At 30.2% G+C, this 20,370-nt stretch carries 15 protein-coding genes and 2 other annotated features (1 of these 17 only partly in view); of the genes, 1 reads left to right on the forward strand and 14 read right to left on the reverse strand.

What is annotated here, in order from left to right; genetic code table 11:
* Positions 1-8 precede the first annotated feature (8 nt).
* From L1S46_RS14465 to L1S46_RS14510, 10 genes are all read right to left on the reverse strand, one after another.
* Complete coding sequence (locus L1S46_RS14465) at positions 9-2,168, reverse strand: hypothetical protein (protein ID WP_238900312.1); 2,160 nt, start codon at positions 2,166-2,168, stop codon at positions 9-11.
* A 169-nt stretch (positions 2,169-2,337) separates the two neighbouring features.
* Entirely contained in the window at positions 2,338-3,183 is an 846-nt protein-coding gene (gene rsmA / locus L1S46_RS14470; RefSeq protein ID WP_011967424.1) for a 16S rRNA (adenine(1518)-N(6)/adenine(1519)-N(6))-dimethyltransferase RsmA, read from the reverse strand.
* Complete coding sequence (gene rnmV, locus L1S46_RS14475) at positions 3,184-3,741, reverse strand: ribonuclease M5 (protein WP_011967423.1); 558 nt, start codon at positions 3,739-3,741, stop codon at positions 3,184-3,186.
* A 162-nt stretch (positions 3,742-3,903) separates the two neighbouring features.
* A complete protein-coding gene (locus tag L1S46_RS14480; protein WP_011967422.1) occupies positions 3,904-4,956 on the reverse strand; it encodes a 3D domain-containing protein in 1,053 nt (350 codons plus the stop codon).
* A gap of 295 nt (positions 4,957-5,251) precedes the next feature.
* On the reverse strand, positions 5,252-6,037 hold the full coding sequence (locus L1S46_RS14485) for a TatD family hydrolase (protein ID WP_023975931.1): 786 nt from the start codon (positions 6,035-6,037) through the stop codon (positions 5,252-5,254).
* Between the two features lie 358 nt (positions 6,038-6,395).
* On the reverse strand, positions 6,396-8,333 hold the full coding sequence (gene metG, locus L1S46_RS14490; protein WP_238900313.1) for a methionine--tRNA ligase: 1,938 nt from the start codon (positions 8,331-8,333) through the stop codon (positions 6,396-6,398).
* 273 nt (positions 8,334-8,606) lie between these two features.
* Positions 8,607-8,850, reverse strand: a binding site (T-box leader).
* Positions 8,851-8,997: 147 nt separating this feature from the next.
* Positions 8,998-10,773: an aminopeptidase P family protein gene (locus L1S46_RS14495; RefSeq protein WP_011967419.1), complete on the reverse strand. Its 1,776-nt coding sequence runs from the start codon at positions 10,771-10,773 to the stop codon at positions 8,998-9,000.
* Between the two features lie 107 nt (positions 10,774-10,880).
* Positions 10,881-12,125, reverse strand: coding sequence for an aminopeptidase P family protein (locus L1S46_RS14500; RefSeq protein ID WP_238900314.1), 1,245 nt, complete (start codon positions 12,123-12,125; stop codon positions 10,881-10,883).
* A gap of 116 nt (positions 12,126-12,241) precedes the next feature.
* Entirely contained in the window at positions 12,242-12,763 is a 522-nt protein-coding gene (locus L1S46_RS14505; RefSeq protein WP_011967417.1) for a nucleoside recognition domain-containing protein, read from the reverse strand.
* A 53-nt stretch (positions 12,764-12,816) separates the two neighbouring features.
* Positions 12,817-13,392 (reverse strand): nucleoside recognition domain-containing protein, encoded by a 576-nt coding sequence (locus L1S46_RS14510; RefSeq protein ID WP_023975936.1) that lies wholly within the window; start codon positions 13,390-13,392, stop codon positions 12,817-12,819.
* A 112-nt stretch (positions 13,393-13,504) separates the two neighbouring features.
* On the opposite strand from L1S46_RS14510, the gene L1S46_RS14515 reads away from it, so the two are divergent.
* Positions 13,505-13,690, forward strand: a complete 186-nt coding sequence (locus L1S46_RS14515) for a hypothetical protein (RefSeq protein WP_011967415.1) — start codon at positions 13,505-13,507, stop codon at positions 13,688-13,690.
* Between the two features lie 55 nt (positions 13,691-13,745).
* Here L1S46_RS14515 and L1S46_RS14520 read toward each other — a convergent pair whose 3' ends face one another.
* From L1S46_RS14520 to ileS, 4 genes are all read right to left on the reverse strand, one after another.
* The gene (locus L1S46_RS14520) at positions 13,746-15,119 is read right to left on the reverse strand and encodes an MATE family efflux transporter (RefSeq protein WP_238900315.1); all 1,374 of its coding nucleotides are present in this window, start codon (positions 15,117-15,119) and stop codon (positions 13,746-13,748) included.
* Between the two features lie 18 nt (positions 15,120-15,137).
* Positions 15,138-15,554 carry a MarR family transcriptional regulator gene (locus L1S46_RS14525; protein WP_238900316.1) on the reverse strand — a complete coding sequence of 139 codons (417 nt, stop codon included), beginning with the start codon at positions 15,552-15,554 and terminating at the stop codon, positions 15,138-15,140.
* Positions 15,555-15,792: 238 nt separating this feature from the next.
* Positions 15,793-16,791 carry a LacI family DNA-binding transcriptional regulator gene (locus L1S46_RS14530; protein ID WP_011967412.1) on the reverse strand — a complete coding sequence of 333 codons (999 nt, stop codon included), beginning with the start codon at positions 16,789-16,791 and terminating at the stop codon, positions 15,793-15,795.
* A gap of 261 nt (positions 16,792-17,052) precedes the next feature.
* The gene (gene ileS / locus L1S46_RS14535) at positions 17,053-20,166 is read right to left on the reverse strand and encodes an isoleucine--tRNA ligase (protein WP_238900317.1); all 3,114 of its coding nucleotides are present in this window, start codon (positions 20,164-20,166) and stop codon (positions 17,053-17,055) included.
* 93 nt (positions 20,167-20,259) lie between these two features.
* Positions 20,260-20,370 (reverse strand) — a binding site (T-box leader) (it continues 138 nt past the right edge of the window).

A 20,370-nucleotide genomic window follows, 5' to 3' on the forward strand; every position in this document is an offset into this window, starting at 1 on the left:
AATGTTCTCTATCTTGCCGGAATTACGATTGAAGAATTTTTAAAATCATAGAACATCAACCAATATCCTTGGCCATTATTACCATCATTAGTCCATGTTACGAAACCTGTTCTTCCACCATACGGTTGATCATTTTTTTCTTTGCTTCCTGGTATTGCATATATAATATATTGCATTTCTCCATCTTTATTACATTTATATCCTAATAAGAAATGTCCTGTTTTACTAATGTAAGGATAATAATTTAACATTGGATAATATGCTAATGTATATTTGTTATAATTTGAATCATTTGATAAATCTTCTATACCATTTACAATGATTTTATACCACTTACAGAAGTTTATATCATTCAATTTTCCAATAAACGGTTTAAAATCTTGTGCTAACTTCTCAAAATACTTACCTATATCTCCACTTATAGTGAATCCCTGATTTGAGGCATTTTGATTATTATTATTTTCATTTGATGTATCTCCCATATTTAAGTCTAGCTGTCCCATGCCTCCGGTTTCACCGCTAGTCTCTGGCTGTCCCATTGTTCCTGTGTTCATTTGATTCATTCCAGCATTTGATGATGTTTGATCTGTTACAGTATTAGTGCCTGTCTGGTTCATATCTCCTGTGCTAGTCTGATTTGCCGAGTTCCCTGACCATGGTTGCCACATTGTTCCTGTATCAACCTGGCCCATTCCAGTATTTGAGTTACCTTGCTCCATAGACTCCACTGTACCAGTCGTATTCATCGTAGATGTATCATTTGCTCCTGTGGCTCCACCTAAATTTCCTTGTTGAATATTATTTTCATATTCATCGAAATCTATTATGTCCATTCTGTCTGATGTATCCACGTCATTCAATTTATCCAATTTAAAGTTTTCTTCTATTCTCCTAGAGCTAACTTGCACATTATCTATATCCTGATTTTCATTTCTACATTTCTTTTCTAATTTGAATTTCTTCCATTTAGAATTATGATTCTTCTTATCCTTTATAAATCCATATACTATAACATCTTCATACATGTGATGACTTACTTTTAGATCTATTACACCATCATAAGTATCTAATTTCTTAGCTATTTTACCAATAACATCATCTATATCTTCTTCTTTTTCGAAATAGTCATACTTATCATGTTTATCATATTTATCACACTTATTATATTTTTCATCTTTATCCCATTTATCATATTTGTCGTACTTATCATATTTATCCTCTTTATCATATTTGTCATGTTTATCGCACTTATCTTCTTTATCACATTTATCATGTTTATCACACTTATCGTATTTTTCTTCTTTATCGCATTTATCGTGTTTATCACACTTATCATATTTGTCTTCTTTATCACATTTATCGTGTTTATCACACTTATCATATTTATCTTCTTTATCATGCTTATCGCACTTGTCATGTTTATAATCTTTCTCACATTTTTTGCTCTCTTTATTCTTGTTTCTTTCCTCATCTAAATTATCTATAGTTTCAGTTATGTTTTGATGATCTTCTGGAATCCTATTTTGTTTATCTTCAACTTTAGATTCTATGTTCGCTTTAGGTTGAAGATCAATATCATCTTTTTTTCGTTCAACTGATTCATCTTGTAATTTAGGTGCCTTTACTAATTCATCCTCTTTCGTACCTGATTGAGTGATAGTTTTATTTAATGTACTTACAGTCAAATTTTCTTTTTCCTTAGTTTGTAATGTTGTTTTATCAACATATTTCCTAGAATCAGCTTTTATAATCTTAAACTTTCTCCAATTATCAGCAGATTCTTCTCCATTCATAAAACCATGCATTACAAATTCTGTTTCATTATCTTTTACCCTACATATAGCAGCACCAGATATTTTTTCATAAGATATTCCAAGACTAGCTATGTTATTTACATAATATTCTTTGCTAGTATCTCCTTTTCCGACTTCATTTATTGCTAAAGGTCCAATATCAATTAATTGTTTTAAATCCTTCTTACAACATATAAGTACCATGGAATAATTATCTTCCTGCCTAAGATTCTGCGCATAAAATGAGATTTTACACTTATCACCTTTAGCCTCCACCTTAGCATATCCAGACAAAGCTTTATCATTAGATTGAGAATATCCTCTTTCATCTTCTTGTAATATTATAAAGTTTCTATACAATTTGTTGTGTGCCAACCCTATATTCCCTCCACATATATTTATTCCATATAGTATATGTTTGGAAATTAGAATTATGATTTAACTAATACTTTTCTATATTTTCATACTCTATATAGCCCAGCAATTTTAATAGAAACTAAAAAGTAGAGAACGAATAATTCAATAATTACTCATTCTCCACCTTTTAGTTTCTTATATCATATATACAATCTGATAAGGCCGCAAATTCTTCTAATGTTAATGTTTCAGCTCTTCTCTTAGGATCAATTCCTGATTTCTTAAATGCTTCTTCTAATTTCTCTTTATCTACTTTTAATGTTTTTGCTGCATTCCATAAAGTTTTTCTTCTCATATTGAAACCTGCTCTTACAATCTCAAACATAATATTGATATCCTTAGTTTTAACTCTTGGTTCATCTAATCTATCTAGTCTTATTACTATAGATTCAACCTTTGGTCTAGGAATAAAACAAGTTGGTGGTACCTTCCTTATTATGTCTGTATTACAATAATACTGAACTAAAACCGACAATGCACCATATTCCTTACAATTAGGTTCAGCATTAATTCTCTCTGCAACTTCCTTTTGAATCATTATAGTTAATGATTTAAAATTATATCCACCTTTTAGAAGCTTAACTATTATAGGGGTTGTAACATAGTATGGAAGATTTGCTACAAGCTTAACACTTTTCTCATCTCCAATAAGTTCATTAAAATCCACTTTAAGTGCATCTTTATGTATTAAACTAAAATTCTTGTGCTCCCCCAACTCTTGCTCAAGTATCGGAATTAAATCATTATCTAATTCAATAGATGTTACTTTTTTAGCTTTCATCAAAAGTTGAGCGGTAAGCGTACCTACACCTGGTCCAATCTCTATAATAAAATCTTCATTGTTAACTTCTGCTCCATTAACTATATCATCAAGAACAGAATCATCAACTAAGAAATTTTGCCCAAGGCTTTTTGAGAACTTAAAATTATATTTTTTGACTAGTTCCTGAGTTTTTATATCTTTTAAATCCATTTATTTCTTACCTACTTCCAATTGTTTTTCTATTTCTTTTATAGCATTAGTAAATTCTTCTTTAGTTATTCCATAATTATTTAATCTAGAAACCATCTGCGCCGCATTTCCATAACCTATTCCTAATAACTTACCAAGCATATTTCTTCTAATCTTTGAAGTATTATCTCCTGTAAGCTTGAAATAAAACATATCCTGCATAGTAAAAAATGATTGTTTTTCTTCTTGTGTTATCTTTGCCATTTCAAGCGCCTTCAAAATAACTTCTGGGCATGCATTTTCTACTCCAATATCTCCGTTCTTAAGTCCATCTTCTTTTGCAATATATGCATGTTTTATTCCTTTAACTCTTTTTGCTATTATTCTTCTTATTTTTTCCCCTGCGAAATCTGGGTCTGTTAATACAATTACCCCTTTTCTTTTCTGGGCCTCCTGTATTCTTGCTATGACCTTTGCATTTATTCCAAATCCTCCTACAGCGATTATTTCTGCATCTATAGCTTTCTTTACAGCGTCAACATCATCTCTACCCTCAACGACTATTACTTCTTTTATCAATGCGTTACTTCCTTTCTTTATTAATAATTACTTTATTGCATTCATATATCTATACCATAAAATAGCATTAAATTTATTTTATCTCATTTCTAATAATATGATAAAACATCCACAAATTCAAAGAAAAAAATAGAGATAACATCTGTTATCTCTTAAAATAGCTTACCATTGCCCTGGGTAAGCAACTACTAATACATCAACTGGTCTTCTTCCCCACGAATCACATTCATTTGACGAATTAAGGTATATGTCAATTCTGTCGCCCTTTATAGCACCACCTGTATCTGATGCAATTGCATATCCATACCCTTCCACATATACTTTACTTCCTAGTGGTATTACGGATGGATCTACTGCAATCGTACTCATACCACCTTGATTTCTAACAGGCGTTCTTCCTGTAGCTGTAGTAGAATGGTTACTATAAGCTGTTGCTGTGCAATTAATCTTTTTCTTATAAGTTATTCTGTCTCCACCTCTGCTTGCGTACACTTGACCAGTTCCTTTGACCACAACTTCATTTTGTGGTTCCAATATGGTTTTAGTACTCTTTACATTACGAGAAATTTCTACCCCATCTTTATATATTATTTGATAAGTAATTTGTTTCTCACCATTAACTCCTTCACTCTTAACCTTCTGAACACTACTGTCCAAATTTTCATCTTTTTCTACAATTGTATCGAAGTTAATTGGCTGTTTTTCGGTGACATCTTTTGTTTCCACTTTGACAAGTTGGACACTTTCGTTACCCTCTAACTTAGACTCTAGGGATGGTGATACTTCATCTACGTCTTTGTCAAATTCTATTCCTTGATCTTTTAATGTATTTTTCTCTGCATCCAGCATATCCTCAACCGTATCCTCTGCCGTTTGCAATTGTACTTCCATTCCACCAGCCTTAATATCTACTGGAACAGCCTTTTTTACTTTAATAGTTTCTTTTTCAGATACTTTGGATTCCAAGGACGGTTGCACTTTATCTTTAGGCGATACTTCTATCCCATTTTCTTGCAACACACCTTTAACAGTCCCCTTGTAAGTGACAAAAGTCGCTTCTTTACCGTCTATACTTATTACGAGCGTTTTTCTTATGCTCATTATAGTCACTGCTGTAACAACTACAAATGCTATCGCAATTGTTCCAATTATAATTTTTGCCTTCGGACCGTTAGAAAAACTTTGCCTAATAAATTGTCTCAATTTTTCTATCATTATTTTCCCTCCTTTGGCAAGAGTGTCTTTTGAATTATATATTAATATTCTAGACTTGTCAAATTAGTAAACTCTTGCAATATAATGAAGCATTGTAATAATGCACTTTGTGCATAAAATATAATATATAAAAATGATAGCGGTATTTAATATTACTTCATTATGAAATTAAAAATTTAATGATATGAAATTATAGAAACATTTATTAAACTTAATGATAATTTCAGTTTAATATTAGATTTACTTTATGTTGAATACAAAAATTATATTTAAAGTGTACATTTAATATTTTACCTTATTTTTCCTTTATTATCAATCTAAAAAAATTCTCGTTAAATCTCAAATTTGCCTCATAAGGGTCAATATTCTTAATTTCTGCTATCTTAGTTATTATATATTCAATATAGTCTGATTTATTTCTCTTTCCTCTGTTTGGTTCAGGTGCCATATACGGGCAATCAGTTTCTACAAGTATTTTTTCTAAAGGGATTTCTCTAACTACTTCAACAACTTTTTTTGCATTTTTAAATGTAACAACACCTGTTATTCCTATATAATATCCTAGTTTTACGCATTCCCTTGCAAATTCTACACTCCCTGAAAAACAGTGAACTACACCTGTAACTTCTGGGAATTCCTTAATTATTTCTAATGTGTCTTGATGTGCATCTCTATCATGAATAACAACTGGATAATTTAGTTCTTTAGCTAAATTCATATGACTTCTAAATACATCCTTTTGAATATCTTTAGGTGGATTTTCATCCCAATAATAGTCTAATCCAATCTCCCCAATAGCTACTATTTTGTCATTATTCTTAATATAAGATTTAATTTCATCTAGTGTATCGCCTTTCATCTCATTCGCATTTTCCGGATGTATTCCTAAAGCTCCAAAGATAAAATTATGATCTTTAGTTAGTTGATCTGTTGTTTTTAAACTATCATATGATGATGCGCAATTTAGGATTCCAATAACTCCATTTTGATTAATCTCATTTAGCAAGGATTCCCTATCTTCATTAAAAGCTTCATCATCATAATGAGCATGACTATCTATTATTTTAAATTTTTGATTCATAAACCAATATTCCTTTCCTATTAACATTATTTCCAAATTGTCATATTCTAAAACTACTGCATTTAAATTTAGGATTACTTATTTAAATAATAACATAAAATTATTACTTATACCTCTTTATGATATCTTTACTTAAAACTATATGATCAAATGCAAATCATAGCAATTAAAATAAAAATAAATTCGTAAATACTAATTTTTTTACGAATTTATTATTTGACACTTAAATGACATATTAATGCATTAAAATTAATATTGTAAAGTAGTTAAAGCATTATTATTTACCCCTTTTAACCATTTATTTAGTATGGTTAATGAACGTCTCACTCCCCTAAGTGAGACGTTCTATTTTTTATAATTATCTTACAATGCTACCTGTTGGAATCTCACCTGGATCCACTGCTTTTAATATACTGTCATCATCTGTTGCAGCACATAAAATCATTCCTTGTGATAATTCGCCTCTAAGTTTTACTGGCTTTAAGTTAGCAACTAAAACTACATTTTTACCTACTATTTCTTCTGGTTTATAGAACTTAGATATTCCAGAAACCACTTGTCTTTCTTCTCCACCTAAATCAACTTTTAATTTTAATAGTTTCTTAGCTCCCTTTATTGGTTCACATGCTAATACTTTTACTACTCTTAAATCAACCTTTTCAAAATCATCTATTGTTATTTCTTCCTTTATAGGTGTAATTTCTCTCTTAGCTGGTGTTTGAGCAGCCTTTAAAGCTTCTAATTCTTCTAATTTCTTATCTACATCTATTCTTGGGAATAAGTTGTCAGCCTTTACTACCTTAGTTCCTGCCTTAATTCCATCAAATGACTTTAATGATTCCCATGAAATTTCTGTAGTATTAATTTGCTCATTAATCTTCTTAGATGTTTCTGGCAAGAACGCTGAAATCATTACTGATGCAAATCTTAAGCTTTCGGCTAAATTATAAAGAACTGTTCCAAGTCTAGCCTTTTTACTTTCATCTTTAGCTAATATCCATGGAGTTGTTTCATCTATATATTTGTTTGCTCTTCTTATTAATTCAAAAACATATTCTAAAGCTTGAGGTATATTTAATTCGTTTATTGCCTCCTCAATTTTAGCTGGTGCTGATAATGCTAAATTTATTAATTCATCATCAATAGCTTCTTTTTCATCTTGAGCTGGCATTTCTCCACCAAAATATTTTTCAACCATTGCAACTGTTCTTGATAAAAGATTACCTAAATCATTACAAAGGTCTGAATTTATTTTCTTTATAAATATTTCATTATTAAATAATCCATCTGCTCCAAATGGAATTTCTTTTAATAAATAATATCTTACAGGATCAACTCCAAATTCATTTACAAGAACAACTGGATCTACTACATTACCTTTAGATTTTGACATTTTCCCACCATCAACAAGTAGCCATCCATGACCGAAAACTTGCTTTGGAAGAGGTAGATCTAGCGCCATTAACATTATTGGCCAATAAATAGTATGGAATCTTAAAATATCTTTTCCTATTAGATGTACATCTGCTGGCCAGTATTTATTATATAAATCTTTATTTTCTTGATCATATCCAAGGGCAGTAATATAGTTTGATAATGCATCAATCCAAACATATACAACATGACTTTCATCAAAAGTTACAGGTACTCCCCAGTTAAAGCTTGTTCTTGAAACACAAAGATCTTGAAGACCTGGTCTTAAGAAATTATTTAGCATTTCATTTTTTCTTGATTCTGGTTGAATGAACTCTGGATGGTCTTCAATATATTTGATTAACTTATCAGCATACTTGCTCATCTTGAAGAAATATGCTTCCTCCTTTGATTTTTCAACTGGTCTTCCGCAATCAGGGCAATTTCCATTTACTAATTGTGTATCAGTCCAGAAAGATTCACAAGGTGTGCAATACCAACCTTCATAAGAACTCTTATATATATCTCCTTGATCATATAATTTCTTAAATATATCTTGAACAGCTTTAATATGATAATCATCAGTAGTTCTAATGAACTTATCATAACTTATATTCATCATGCTCCAAAGATCTTTAATACCAGCAACAACTTCATCTACATGTTGTTTTGGTGTGATTCCCTTTTCTTCAGCTATTCTTTGGATCTTTTGACCATGTTCATCTGTTCCTGTTAAGAACATTACATCATAGCCTGTTAATCTCTTAAATCTTGCTAAAGCATCAGCAGCTACAGTTGTATAGGTATTACCTATATGAAGCTTTGTTGATGGATAATAAATTGGTGTCGTAATATAATATGTTTTTTTACAATCTGTACACATTATTTGTGTCCTCCTTATATTAAAGCAATTATTTATTGCTATTTTTCTATTATAATATTAATTTTTACCTTCTATATATTGTGTCATAACATATCCAGCCCGCATTTTTCAAGCATATTCTTCAGAATATTAGAATATTAGAATATATATTCTAAAGAATATATATTGTTAAGATTATTATCATCTTCATGTTTTTGTCTTCAAATTATCTTGGCTCTATCTTTTAATCTTTTCATAAGCACAAAAAAATCTCTATATAAGTATTAAAACCTATATAGAGACGTATTATACGTGTTACCACTCTAATTCTTATTTACCTCACAGCAAATAACTCAGTAGGTGACCAACATCACCCTGCAATATAACGGTCGCTTCCGTATTTCCCTAACCAAATAATTTTGACTCAGGAAACATGCTCTGAGACCATCTTCATAAAATTCACAAACGCTAACTTTCAGCATATATTAGCTCTCTTATAGAATGATTCTTTTATTACTCTTCTCTTCATAGCATTCTATTTAATTAATACTAGTTTATTTAAGAGATTATTTTATGCAAACTTTATAGATAAAATTTTTAACCTATAATATATATTAATCCCCAAATTATTTACATTATACTATTTGTTGCTTACAAGTGCAATAACCTATTTATAATGTTTAAATTATATTTCCTTAGTTGATTCCTTAAGAAATTGTTTTTCACTATCACTTAAGAATGGACTTAATTTATCATAAGTCTCTTTATGATAATTATTTAGCCATTCTTTTTCATCCTCTGTCAGCAATTCAACATTGATTCCACCTAAGTCTATTGGACAATATGACATGGTTTCAAATTTATAAAATTCTCCAAACTCAGCATTTCTTTCGTCCTCAACAACTAGCATAATATTTTCTGTCCTTATTCCATGTTTGCCTTCTCTATATATTCCTGGCTCATTAGTTAATATCATTCCCGGTTCTAATTCTATTGTATTCGGTACTGGCCTTATTGTTTGTGGACCTTCGTGAACGCTTAAGCAGAATCCAACCCCATGACCTGTTCCACATTTGTAATCTATTCCTTCTTCCCATAAAACTCTTCTACTTAAAATATCTATATTGGACCCTGTAGTTCCTTTTAAAAATTTTGCTTTCATAAGGTTGATATGTGCTTTTAGAACCAGCGTAAAATCTCGTTTTTCTTCTTCAGTTAATTTTCCCAAAACAATGCTACGTGTTATATCTGTAGTCCCATCAAAATATTGTCCACCGCTATCGACTAATAATATTCCTTCTTTTTCTAACTTATATGCACTTTCTTCTGTTGCAGAATAATGCATCATCGCTGCATGTTCTTTATATCCTGCAATTGTTCCAAAGCTTTCCTCAATAAATAAATCTCCTTGACTCCTAAAATCACATAACTTTTCCGCTAAGGTGATCTCTGTTATATCTTCCTTATCTAGACCTTCTTTGATCCACTTAATAAACCTTACCATTGCAACTCCATCTTTAAGTTGACAATTTTTAAGATTTTCTATTTCCTTCTTATTCTTTATGGCCTTTAATTTTGTAGTTATATTTATTTCTTCTATCTTCTTTATTCTTTTATTAATCTGATTGTATATATACGCACTTATTTTACTTGGGTCTAATATAACACTATCTTGTACTTCTTTTATATCTTCAAATATATCCTCATAATTTTTTATTATTATGCCTTCTTTAGTTAATGTTTTTTCATCAGCAGATGATATCTTTTCTCTATCTATGTATAGCACAGCTTTCTCTTCATCAATTAATGCATATGCTAAAGTTACTGGTGTATACTTTACATCATTTCCTCTAATATTAAAAATCCATGCTATATCATCTAATGATGATATTATATATGACTTTCCACATAGCTTTTTCATTTCATTTCTTACTTCTTGAATCTTTTCATTTGCGGTTTTTCCGCAATACTTTACTTCATGCAAAAAAACTTTTTCTTTGGGCATTTTAGGTTTATTTTCCCATACTTCTTCAATTAAGTCTTTATTCATTACTATGTTTATATTTTTATTTTCTTTTATTTTTAGAATTTCTTTATATTGATTAACCGATAATACTCTTCCATCAAAACCTAAAGTTTGGCCATCCATCATATTTTCCATCAACCACTCTTCTAAAGTCGGCCATCCAGGAATTCTCATCTTAAAAAGCTCTACTCCAGAATCTTTTAATTGTTCATTGGCTTGTATAAAGTATCTTCCATCTGTCCATAGTATTGCTTTTTCCATTCCGATCAATGCTGTTCCTGCTGAACCAGTAAATCCTGTTATATATGCTCTAGACTTAAAACATTCAGCCACATATTCACTTTGATGAAAATCTTCACTTGGCACTATATAATAATCTATATTCTCTTTTTTCATTATTTCTCTTAATTTTTGTATTCTTTCTGATACTCTCATATTTATTCCCTCTTTTAAATATATTTTTTAAGAACGTCATAAGACCTAATAAGTAAACACATATATGTATCTTAATCTTATTAGGTTCTTATTTTGGCAACAATATATTATTTCATGAATTCTTCGATTTCATCAATTTCCTTAATCATGTTCTTAGTTAAAACTTCACATCCATCTTTAGTAACTAAAATATCATCTTCAATTCTTATGCCTATATTTTCTTCAGCTATATATATACCTGGTTCCACTGTAAATACCATTCCTTCTGCAAATGTAAATTCTCTACCAAGTATACCTAAATCATGAGTATCTAGGCCTAAACTGTGACCTATTTTATGCCAATAATATCTGTTAACTTCTGATTTTTCTTTTATAAGCCCTAATCCAATACATTCTTGTGCAATTAAATCTTTAGCCCATACATTTAATTCTCTTGAATCCACTCCAGGCTTTATTCTTTCAATTACTGCTTTATTAACTCTAAGTACAGCTTCATAAACTTCCTTTTGTCTTTGAGTGAACTTACCATTTATAGGGAATGCCCTTGTTATATCTGCATTATATAAATTCCATTGAGCTCCAAGATCAAATAGAATTAAATCTCCATCTTTTAACTCACTGTTATTATCTACATAATGAAGTATTGTTGCATTTTTCCCTGCTGCTGCTATTGTTCTAAAAGCATAATCTTTAACGCCTCTTGTTTTGCATTCAAAATCAAAATAAGCCTCGATTTCATATTCCTTCATTCCAGCCTTCACATTTTTCATTAAAGACTTTACACCTTCAATAGTTATTTCTATTGCTTTCCTCATTTCTTTTATCTCATTCTCAGACTTAACCATTCTTAGAGGTGCAATTATACTTGTAAAATTCTTTATATTAATATGTGGATACTTACTAATAATCTCTTTTGCAAATCTATTTGATACAGAATCACTTTCTTCAAACTCTTCTCTATCCAAATCTAGATACAAATTAACTTTTTCTTTTCCCTTTATTAATACATTTAGGTAGGAAGTAAACTCCTTCATATAAGATACATCATTTATTCCAGATATCTCTTTTCCCTCAAAATCTCTTAATGTTTTTCCACTCCACATTTCTTTATCCAAATCTAAATCTGTCAAAAATAACTTTTCACTTACTATATTATTATATTTAGATAATACAATCAAATGTCCGTCTTCTTGTATTCCTGTTAAATAATAAAAGTTCTTATCTGGAGTAAATTGATAGAATTCATCTCCAGTCTTTTTAGCTGGTTTACCTGCAAATAATATCATTACTGAATTATCTTCTACACTATTCATAAGTTTGCTTCTGTTTTCTATATAAGTATCTTTATTCATAATTTAGCCTCTTTTCTACTATTAAAATATATTCCTATGTTAATATAATACTCCAATGATTCTAACTAATAAATATTCTGACTAACAAATTTTATCAAATAATTAAACTTGTTATTTTAAAAACATATATTTACCATAAATATAGCCATAATTATTGCTGTTGCATCAGCAAATACTGCTGCCCATAAAGTATGCCTTATCTTTTTTACCTTAATTGCTCCAAAATACACTGTAATTGTATAAAATATAGTTTCTGTGCTTCCCATTACAACTGACGCTATAAGACCTGTTCTTGTATCTGGTCCTAAACTTTTTATTATATCTGTAAACACACCAATTGCACCACTTCCTGACAGTGGTTTTATTATTAGTAATGGTATTAGATCTTTAGGTAATCCTATTAAATTTGCAAGTGGAGCAATTAGATTATTTAGTAAATCCATTAATTTTGCCTCTCTAAATACTTGCACTGCAATTATCATAGCTAAAAGATATGGAAATATTCTTAAGGTTACCATCAATCCGTCCTTAGCACCCTCTATAAACCATTCATAAACCTTTCTTCCTTTGAACATACCATATGTTATTATAAGTAAAAATATTATTGGTATTATGCTTTTACTTAAGTAATTAAACATAATTCTATAATCCTCCTTGAAGCATTTCTAATTAAATTCTAATGTTGATATTTCTAAAAATATTTCTGTAATATCTTGCAGCATATTACTCCAACTATTGCAGCTGTTGCCGTTGATGCTATCGTTGGCAATATTATTATTCCAGGATTAACCGAGTTACATGCTGCTCTTATAGATATTATCGTCGATGGAACTAACTGTATACATGTAGCATTTAAGACAAGAAAAAGCGCCATATCATTTGAGGCTGTTTCTTTATCTGAATTAAGTCTATCCATTTCTTCCATCGCCTTTATTCCAAAAGGGGTTGCTGCATTTGACAATCCCATCATATTAGCAGTAAGATTCATGACAATAGCACCTAAAGCCCTTTCATCCTTTGCAGCCTCTTTAAAAATTCTTTTAAGAATAGGCTTTAATAACTTTGATAATTTCTCAGTGAGTCCGCTATTTTCCGCAACCTTCATAACTCCACACCAAAAGCACATTATTCCTGTAAGTTCAATTATAAAAGTTACAGTATTACCTGACGAACTAATTATTGCTTTGGAAATAAGCTCTCCATTTCCAGTCAATAATCCAACTAGAATTCCAAAAAATATTAGAAAAAACCAAATATAATTTATCATATTCTCCCCCATAGTATAGTTATTCTTTACATTTATATTCCTTGCACTTATTTTTTAGTAGTGATAGGATATAATTACTAAACATAATTATATTATTTTAAGGAGAATTTTTATGAACGATTCAAATTTAAAGATAGCTCAACAAGATGTAGAAGAAGCTCTAAAGACTGTAGAAGACATGGAAAAAGTTATAAGCAATGATGAACCGTCAAAAGAACAGTTAAAAGAAAAGTTTATTTGTTTATCAAATAGAGTTCAGAAATTAGAAGATATTCTAAAAAACGAAGGAATCCTTTAAATAAAATAGGTATGTCTCAATATATTAACAACTACATTGAGGCATACCTATTCTTTTAATTTTCTAAAATAACTTTTTGTTCTTTTTCATTTCCCATTAAATCCTTTGATGTCTTAACAAATACGATGAGTGTAATTATAACTGATAGTATATCAGATGTTGCTCCTGCGATCCATACTCCATCTAATCCTTTGAACCTTGGAATTATTATAAGACATGGAATTAATATTATCACCTGTCTCAATAAGCTTAAAAACATCGATATTTTTACTCTTCCTATTGATTGAAAGAAATTCGTAATTATAATTTGTGCTCCTATAAATGGCAGCATAATTAAAAATATTCTCATTCCATGAGCAGTTACTTCTATAAGCGATGATTCATTATTAAAAATCTTAACTAATGTTTCTGGAATTCCCTCAATTATTATAAATCCTATTACCACTATTATTGTAGCTATAATAACCCCGTATTTTACCGCTTGCTTAACTCTATCATATTTTCTAGCGCCAAAATTATAACCGATTATAGGCTGAAGTCCCTGATTTAATCCAAATATAGGCATTAAAAATATCATAGCTAAGCTGTTCACTATAGTCATTGCTCCTACAGCTAAATCACCACCATATGACTGCAATGAATTATTAGTTATCACTTGAACTGCACTTTGTGCAAGCTGCATGCTAAATGGACTGACCCCTATAGCAAAAATACTTAAAACTGCGTCCTTCTCCAATTTTAAATTTTTCCTTCTTATCTTAAGTACACTAGATCCCTTTGTGAAATAATATAAAATCCATATACTGCTTATTGTCTGCGCAACAACAGTTCCAAGGGCTCCTCCTTTAACTCCAAGACCTAAACCGAATATAAATATTGGATCTAAGATGATGTTTATAATAGCACTCATTAGCATAGACGCCATTGCTATTTTGGGGCTTCCATCACTTCTAATTGAATGATTCAAACCGAAACTCATCAAATTAAATATGCAACCGCTAATAATTACCCTTATAAAATCTTCACCATAACCTATAATATTTTCACTCGCTCCAAATGCTTTCAAAAGCGGATTAGCAAATATATGACCAAACAACGTTAACAATACACCAATTATTATTATTAATGTAAACGCATTTCCTAGAAGCCTTTCTGCCCCTTCCTTATCATGCTCTCCAAGCTTTATTGACACTTTTGTAGCTGTACCTATTCCGATTAACATACCAAATGCTAAAATTATAAACATTATTGGCATTGTAATTCCAACACCAGCCATGGCGAGTTCACCTATGCCTTCTATATGCCCAATAAATATTCTATCTATTATGTTATATAATGTATTAACTAACATTCCTATAATTGCAGGGATTGAAAACTCAAGCAACAATTTCCCTACACCCATTTCTCCTAATCTATTCTGCTTATTCATGAATATCCTCCTTATTAATTAAAGAACTCTAGATAACTTATTCAACAAATTCATTAATTCTTGAGATTCCTCATCAGTAAAACACATTCTAATCTCAGATTCCCATTCATTCATTATAGAATATACATCATCTTTAATTTGTTCTGCTTTCTCAGTTAGTTCCAATCTATATGCACGCTTATCACTTTCTTTTTTTATTCTCCTTACATAACCTTCATCCTCTAATTTCTTTATTGCCCTAGCTGTTGTCGCCTTATCTAATCTAACCTTTTTCGTCAATTCTTCTTGTGTTATACCATCATTTTCATAAAGATTTAAAAGAAATAAGTACTGACCAGCCCCTATCCCAAATTTACTAAATCTCTTGCCAAAATACATATAGCTAGATCTATGTATTTCACCAATATACTTACCTATATGCTGATAGCAACCCATATTACTTCTCCCCTATCTTAATCATATTAATATAGTATTAACAATAATCATATTTCATATCCAAATAATTACATACAAACTATATTAGCATAAATTAGTTACGTGCGCAACTAATTATAACTTTAACGCTAATAGAGGACTACTCCCAAATAGCTCTAAACTATCTTGAAGTAGTCCTCTATAAACATATACATTTAATATTTATACTAACTGAGTATAAAATTTGATTATTTTTCTATTAAACTGTACTTTCTCTTTCAACTAGCTGATGCTCTAAAACATAATGTGGCTCATCTAGCTCTTTCTTATTTAAAAGTTTTATAAGCATTCTCATAGCAACAGATCCCATATCATAAGTTGGTTGAGAAATTGTTGTGATCTTTGGATAGAAAATTGAAGCTGCAAAATTATCATTAAATCCAATTACACTTACATCTTTTGGAATATCTAAGTTATTATCTCTTAGTGCATTAATTGCGCCCATTGCAATATCATCAGAAGCACATACAACACCTCTAAATTTCTTATTTTGCTTTATGAACTTTTGTATGCCCTCGTATCCACTCTTTACTTTCATTGAGCTTAGATGAACTAGTTCAGGATCTATTTCTATTCCTGATTCCTTCATTGCATTTTCATAACCAACGTATCTATCACCCCAAGCATTTTTGCTCTCTTTTTCAGCTCCTATAAAGGCAATTTCTTTTATTCCCTTTTCAATTAATAACTTTGTACTATCATAGCTAGCTTTAACATTATCAATTGTTACACTTGGTAGAACTCCTTCTTTATCCTTAGTTTCAACTAAAACAGTTTTTATATCTAATTCATTGATTAGTTCTAATATTTCTTCATTAAGAGAACTACTCATATAAATTACACCATCAACCATTTTTTCTCTAAGTACCCTTAAGTATTCTTTTTCCTTTTCTATATCAAGGTCTGAATTACAAAGTATTATATTGTAATCGTATATATTTGAAACATCTTCAGCACCTCTTACAATTTCTGGGTAAAACTGGTTTGATATATCAGGAAGTAAAATTCCTATTGTCTTTGTTCTTTGAGTTTTTAAACTTCTTGCAACTATATTTGGTCTGTATCCAAGCTTTTTTATTGCATCTAAAACTTTCTTCTTAGTATCTTCGTTTACTACATCGATATCATTTAAAACTCTAGAAACGGTTGCAATTGATACTCCTGCTTCTTTTGCAACATCCTTAATAGAAGTAGCCATTATTATTCCTCCTTTGAATTTTTCTAGATAATCTCATTATACTAACATATTGCCTTATAAATCAACATAACTTAAAATAAATTATTATTTTATTGTAAGTTTTGTCAAAAATCATAGTTTTTAATCTTAAATTTATAAACATATTAACTAATTTACAATCTTATATAAGAAATATATATGAAAACCATATTAAATATGTATACAAATATTAAAATGACTAGGAATATTAATAAAATCTTTTATTCCTAGTCATTTTAGTTTTTATCTTACAACTTCAACATTCATGTTTAATGTTTCACTATTTATAACTGTTTCTGAATAATTAGATTCTTGATTATAAAGAACTTCACAAGTTAAAGTCTCTTTCTTTATTGTTTGTTCGAATTTCTTAATAACATCAATTAACATATCGTTATTTGATACATAAAGATTTATTCTATCAGCAACTTCAAATCCTTTATCTTTTCTCATATTTTGAATCTTTGAAATAACTTCTCTTACATGCCCTTCCTCTTGAAGTTCTGGTGTTACAGTTGTATCTAAAACAACTCCAAGTTCACCTTCTCCTGCGAATGCATAACCTTCTAAACCTTGCATTGTAACTAAAAGATTTTCATTTGTAAGAACTATTTCTGTATCATTAACGATTATAGTTTCACTTCCACCATTTTGAATCTTTTGAGCCAATTCCATTTGGTTCTTTTCAGAAATTGCCTTTCTGATTTGAGGAATTAATTTTCCATATAACTTACCTATAACAGGTAGATTAGGTTTTATTTCAAAGTTAACATATTTTGAAAGGTCTGCTCCAAGCTCAACCTTTTTAATATTTAATTCTTCCTTTACAATATCTCCATAATAATCTGGAAGAGATTTTGTTGATATAAGTAATTCAGAAAGTGGCTGTCTATTCTTAACATTTGCAGCATTTCTAGCACTTCTTCCAAGCTTAACAAGTGTATATGCTAAATCCATTTCTTTCTCTAATTCCTTATTTATTGCAGCCTTATCAACTTCTGGCCAAGCACATAAATGAATGCTTTCTTGAGCATTTTTATCAAGATTAACAACTAAATTTTGATAAATTTCTTCAGTCATAAAAGGTACAAATGGTGATGCCACTTTAATTAAATTTGTTAGTACCTTATATAAAGTTACATAAGCTCCTATCTTATCGTTTGTTAACTCTTGTGACCAATATCTTGATCTGTTTCTTCTTACATACCAGTTTGATAATTCATCAGTAAAATCTTCAATCGCTAATGCTGCTTGAGTAATTTTATAAGTATTTAATCCATCATCAACTGTTTCGATTAATGTGTTTAATTTAGATATAATCCATTTATCCATTATATTATCTGAAACAAAATCAGAGTACTTAGTTGGATCAAATTTATCTATTTCAGCATATAAAACATAGAAAGAATAAACATTCCACAATGTTCCTAAGAACTTTCTTTGAGCTTCTGCAACATCATCAATAGAGAATCTTGTTGGAAGCCATGGTGCACTTGCAGTATAGAAATGCCATCTTGTAGCATCTGCCCCTTGACTATTTAATACTTCAAAAGGATCTACAACATTTCCTTTATGCTTAGACATCTTAAGCCCCTTTTTATCTAAAACGTGACCTAATACTATACAATTTTCAAATGAATTTGTGTCAAATAAACATGTTGAAATCGCAAGTAATGTATAGAACCAACCTCTTGTTTGGTCAACTGCTTCTGAAATAAATTGTGCTGGGAAGTTCTTTTCAAAAGTTTCCTTGTTTTCAAATGGATAGTGCCATTGTGCAAAAGGCATTGATCCTGAGTCAAACCAGCAGTCTATAACTTCATGTGTTCTCTTCATTTCCTTACCGCAATGTGGACATTTTAACTTTATTCCATCTACGTAAGGTTTATGTAATTCAATCCCCTTACAGTCTGTAGTTGCTTTTTCTTCTAGTTCTTCTCTGCTACCAATACACTCTTGATGACCACATTCACATTGCCATATTGGAAGTGGTGTTCCCCAATATCTGTCTCTTGAAATACCCCAGTCAATAACATTTTCAAGGAACTTCCCCATTCTTCCTGTTCTAGTGTTATCAGGATACCAATTTATTTTATTATTATTTTCAAGTAATTTATCTCTCATTTTAGTCATCGCAACAAACCAACTATCTTTTGGATAGTATAGAAGCGGTGTATCACATCTCCAGCAATGTGGATATGAGTGAGTGTGCTTTTGTGCTGTAAATAATTGATTACGTTCTTCTAAATATTTAACAATACTTTCATCACACTTCTTAACAAACTTTCCTGCCCATGGAGTAACTTCTCCAACAAAATTACCATTTGTATCTACTAAATTTATAAATGCAATTCCATTTTTCTTTGAAACAAGACTATCATCTTCACCATAAGCTGGTGCAATGTGTACTATTCCTGTACCGTCTGATAATGTTACATAATCTCCATGAATTACTACGAAAGCTTTTCCTTCAACTTTTGCAAAAGGTAATAATTGTTCGTATTCAGTACCTAGCAATTCTTCACCTTTAAACTCTTTAACTATTTCGTATTCAGTATCTCCTAACACCTTACCTACTAAATCTTTAGCTAAAATATAAATTTCTTCTCCTACCTTTACTTCTGCATATGTATAAGATTTATTTATACATAATGCTAAGTTAGATGGTAATGTCCATGGAGTTGTTGTCCAAGCTAATATATACTTATTTTCTTCACCTTTAACTTTAAACTTTACAGTTGCAGTTAAATCTTTAACATCCTTATATCCTTGAGCAACTTCATGAGATGAAAGCGCTGTTCCACATCTTGGGCAATAAGGCATTACTTTATGGCCCTTATACAATAAGCCCTTATTCCACATTTGCTTTAAAGCCCACCATTCAGACTCAATATAATTATCATGGTATGTTACATATGGATCATCCATATCAACCCAGAATCCAATTTGTTCAGACATTTCCTTCCATAAGCTAACATATGAGAATACGCTATCTTTACATTCATGAACAAACTTTTCTACACCAAAGTCTTCTATTTGTTCTTTTCCTGAGATTCCAAGTTTCTTTTCTATTTCTAATTCTACTGGAAGTCCATGAGTATCCCATCCAGCTTTTCTAAGAACCTTATACCCTTTCATTACTTTATATCTTGGAATTATATCCTTCATAACTCTTGTCAAAATATGCCCAACATGTGGCTTTCCATTTGCTGTTGGTGGACCGTCATAAAAAGTAAAATATTCTCCATCTGAATTTGATTCAAAGCTCTTCTTTATTATGTCTTTTTCTGTCCAAAGCTTTGCTATGTCTTTTTCAATTTTGACGGTACCTTTTGATGAATCTACCTTATTGTACATTAAAAATTCCCCTTTCAGCTAAGTAAACTATATTATTCTCTTTAAGAATTGTTTCCTTTTTGTATACTTTTTTAAACATAAAAAAACTCCATCCTAAAGGACGAAGTTGAATTCGCAAACCACCTAAGGTTAAAACATCTAAACGCAAAATTAAATGTTTTATTTCAAGTACATACATACTCTATCCTTTAACGCAGGCTCTTA

This window comes from Clostridium sp. YIM B02500 (genome assembly GCF_022324665.1).
Taxonomy (GTDB): Bacteria; Bacillota; Clostridia; order Clostridiales; family Clostridiaceae; genus Clostridium; species Clostridium beijerinckii.